Here is a 3,437-nt window from a genome sequence, read left to right as displayed (position 1 = left end):
CCAATTTGTATTCCCATTTTATAGGCATAGCTCATCTTCTCATACATTTTTTAGCACCCCATCGATAACATAATAAAAATTAAAAAATATCCCTAAATTGTCATATCGTAAACACCTATCGACCTTTGTGTCAACCATGCACCTTACACCCCATTTTTACCCCTCAAAACTCATACACCCCCATCATATCGTTGAACCCTACTAATATCAATGCCTAGACACCATTTCTCCCTACCTCGAACACCACCTATCGTAAAATCACCATTTTTCACATAAACAACAAACACCCCTCAAATGCACTAATATCAATGCTTACACCCACATTACAAAACATTCATATCGTATCATAAAAAATCATACAAAAATCACATCAAAATCACCTCAAAATCTACCTAACCCATTGAAATTTCAACATTTGTATCGTGAACATCAAATTTCTCATAAAAATACTAATTTCATATATTTTCATACAAAACTATATAAAAACTCATATAAAATTATAAAAATAATAATATTATTCCCATTTTAATTTTTATTATACAAATTTACAATAAAAAAAGAGAATAGATAATTAAATCTACTCTCTCAAAATTAATATTCAGTTGTATATGTATATTTTTATATTTATTATTTAAATTTTATTTATACAAGAAAACAAACATGGATGGACTTAAAAAACATCTTTTCGTTTTTTAAGGACAGCCTAAGACAAATCAATTACCACAAACTTAAGACAACCCATAAAGTTAAACACAGGATATTTCTATTACAACCATAAAGCTTTGATTGATTTGGATTATGTTTTATTATAAAGTGGCTATGAGTCCTCTTATAGAGTATATATAAGAGAAGATTTAGCCACTTTGATATTTAATTATATTTTTATATAGTGTGTTCTAGAATTAGATATATCTATTCTTCTATCAGTGCAAAATTGTTTAAATATAGGTGATTTAATTGCATTGCTTAATGTATTTCTGGCTTTAAAACCACACAATTCTCTTAAATCTGATTTTTTAATACCTTTATCAGTTAACATGCCTCTTGTTTCAAGTAATTCTCTATATATCATATTGTCTTGAATCTTCATTATTTGTTTAATTAATATTTCTTCTTTTGTGAGTGCTTTTTCTTTGTTTTTATATTCGTATTCATGTTCATAATCTAATTCCCAATCATATAATATATTTATATTTGGCATAGCTTTTTCAATTAATTTATCTACTTTCTTATCTTTATTTATCATATATACATGTGCTTCAGGTGTATCTCCATCTTTGTACATTCTACATCTAATTCTATTTATTCCTTGTATAAGTTCTTTAGCAATAATAGAAATTCTAACATCTTCAAACTCTTTTTGTAAATATCTTCTTGCACCATTCATAGGAATTAATGTTGTATCTAGTTTTAAGAAATTTGATACGTCACTATTGGCGTTATATAATATTGGGTATGTTGTTTCTCCATATATAGGAATACCTATTAAGAATAGTTTATTGTATGTTGCCCAGTTGTTTTTACCTGTAAATGCACCATAATATGTAAAGTCAATTTTAAAGGGTATGTCGGTTTTACAGCCAATTTCCGTTTCAGCTTCATAAAACTTCTTTTTAAATAAATTTATATAATCTTTATTATTTAAGATAATTAATATTTTATCATCATCTTTTGCATTAGATTTTATATCTTTTATGCAACTATCAAGCAAACCTTCGTTTAATCCTTTTTCTATTGTGCTTCTACTCCCAGTAATCTTATCAAATATATGTATATATGTATTATTGTATGTTTTGAATTCTGGTAAATCTACTAATATATAATCATCATTTATGTCATATAGGCAATTTATTTTAGCTGTAGCATCTAATTGAACAGTATAAAACAATAAATTATTTATATTTATGTAGCTGTATGTAGTAATACATTTTTTATTTATGTCGTTTGAATATTGTATATATCCACCGTGTCTAATTAAATCTACAATTGCTAAATATGCTTCTTGAGTTGCTCTATCTCCTTTGTTAAAAATACATTGATCTAACTTTTCTGGTATTTTTATATCTAAATGTATAAATTCAGCCGAATTTCTTTTCATGTCATAAGGCTTGATAAACTCTTTCTTAATTTCTGCTATGAAGTTATAATATAAATTAAACAAACTTTCATTTCCCATATTCAATATGGCATTTTCTACTAACATAATCGTTTGCAATGTGATTGGCTGTATTTGTACATTAGACATTTCTTCGTCAATAATTAATCTTTTTCTGTAATAACAATTATATTGGGAATACTTATCACTTACATTTGCATCTGTCCATTTTAATATTCTATCACAATCATTTTGTCTTGATAATTCTTTATAGCCTTCGTGGCACATAACTAAAATTGGATATTTTAAAAGATCTTTCTTTTTGATTTGATTTTTAGGTTTATTATTTTTGTTTTTTCCACTGTGATATGCATAGGCAACCTCTTTACTACTCTTTTTATTTATTGCATTTGCTGTTTCTTCACAATCATTTTGTGTTAGTTTTAGTATTATTGTACCTGAATACTTAAACAAAACAGGATCATTTACCATATAAGAGGTTGCATTTATTAATGCTGTAGATTTTCCTCCGCCTGTAATCATTGGTAATGTGGCTATTTTCTGTTCCTTATTATAATACATTATGTAATATATTACTTTTGCAAGTGCATTTCTGTATTCTTTTGATATAGTTCTACCAAATGGTAAATCATCAATAGTAAGTTCTAATACATCTTTAATCTTTTGTTTTAATATCTCTTTAGGAACATCTTCTCCATATTCAAAATTCATATGGAATGGTTCTTCTTCAAACATAAAATTCCTCCTTTATTTTTATATTTATTGTTTACTTATTTCTTATTAACTACTATTCCACAAATTACCACCTCCAAATAAACATAACCTATAGACATAACTCACCAAACTATCACCATATACTATAAGTGTAGCATAGATAATATAGCTTGTCAACTATTTTTATATTTGCTATTTAATAATTCATTTCGCTACGCTTCATTCATTATTATTGATTTTGATAAATGGCTATTTAACTTGTATTAGCCTGTATAAACTGTCTTTATATATTTCAGTATTATTGCATATGTAAATACATCTCTAATTACCTATATTAAAATATATGTAATATGTATTATTTTTAAAATTATAGATATACTATCATAATGAAAATATAAATAAAGGGCGTGATTATTTTCAACGGAATAACTCACATTGCTATTGCAGTAAGTATATATTTTTATAATTTATGTTTAACTTATATTATAACGGGTATCTATATAATATAGGGGGTAATTTTGTGTTTCTAAACAATAAATATAAAAACGCTTGACAAACTAAAAATAGTATGATATTGTTATATTATAGGGTGGTGATATAGATGAGT

Annotated in this window: 1 protein-coding gene; it reads right to left on the bottom strand. The window is 25.8% G+C overall.

The window, feature by feature from the left end; all coding sequences use genetic code 11:
- Nucleotides 1-874 precede the first annotated feature (874 nt).
- Nucleotides 875-2,851: a hypothetical protein gene (locus VK998_RS01200; protein WP_325224554.1), complete on the bottom strand. Its 1,977-nt coding sequence runs from the start codon at nucleotides 2,849-2,851 to the stop codon at nucleotides 875-877.
- Between the last annotated feature and the right edge of the window lie 586 nt (nucleotides 2,852-3,437).

Source organism: Schnuerera sp., from assembly GCF_035459645.1.
Classification (GTDB): Bacteria; Bacillota; Clostridia; order Tissierellales; family Tepidimicrobiaceae; genus Schnuerera.
This window is presented reverse-complemented; position numbering and strand designations above follow the sequence as displayed.